Source organism: Polaromonas sp. P1_G2, from assembly GCF_056405515.1.
In genome coordinates this window covers 1-724 of record NZ_JBFUBY010000618.1, presented here as the reverse complement: position 1 = coordinate 724, position 724 = coordinate 1, and the positions used below count along the sequence as shown (strand labels likewise).

Sequence of the window (724 nt, the reverse complement as noted above, 5' to 3'; positions counted from 1 at the left end):
GGTTGTGGGTGACGTGTCGCGCCTGGACGATCTGGACCGGCTCTATGCCGTGGTGAAAGAGAAACATGGTCACATCGACATTCTCTTCGCGAACGCCGGCGCGGGGACAATCGCACCGCTCGCGGCGGCAACCGAGGCACATTTTGACCAGACCTTCGATGTGAACGTGAAGGGTCTGTTCTTTACGGTGCAGAAGGCCCTTGCCCTCTTCAAAGACGGCGGATCGATCATTCTGAACTCTTCGGTCTCGAATGTGATGGGGCTGCCAGCGTTCAGCGCCTACGCAGCAAGCAAGGCGGCTGTTCGCAGCTTCTCACGGTCTTGGACCATGGAGCTGAAGGACCGCAATATCCGCGTCAATACGATGAGCCCTGGCGCGATCGAGACTCCTGCCCTGGCGACAACGACCGGCCTTACCGCTGAGCAAGCCGAGCAGGCGGTCGCCCAGTTTGCTGCACAGATCCCAATGGGTCGCAGGGGCAAGCCAGAGGAAATCGCGGCTGCCCTCACGTTCCTCGCCTCCGATGAAAGCTCTTACATCACCGGCATAGATCTCGCCGTAGATGGTGGTTGGGCCCAGGTCTGACCCCCGGCATCCCACGATCGGAGAAACATCATGAGCTACGCAATTATCGGCTTCGGCAATATCGGCAAGGCCCTGGCCAGGGCATTTGCCCGAAGCGGCATCGAGGTGTCCGTTGCCACCACGCGCGACCCGGAAAGC

Annotated in this window: 2 protein-coding genes; both read left to right on the top strand. The window is 60.4% G+C overall.

Annotated elements, in window-relative coordinates:
- On the top strand, nucleotides 1-586 hold a 586-nt coding region (locus tag AC1D0P_RS26550; RefSeq protein WP_477679459.1), incomplete at its 5' end, for an SDR family NAD(P)-dependent oxidoreductase.
- A gap of 30 nt (nucleotides 587-616) precedes the next feature.
- The coding region (locus tag AC1D0P_RS26545) for an NAD(P)-binding domain-containing protein (RefSeq protein WP_477679460.1) at nucleotides 617-724 on the top strand (108 nt) is incomplete at its 3' end.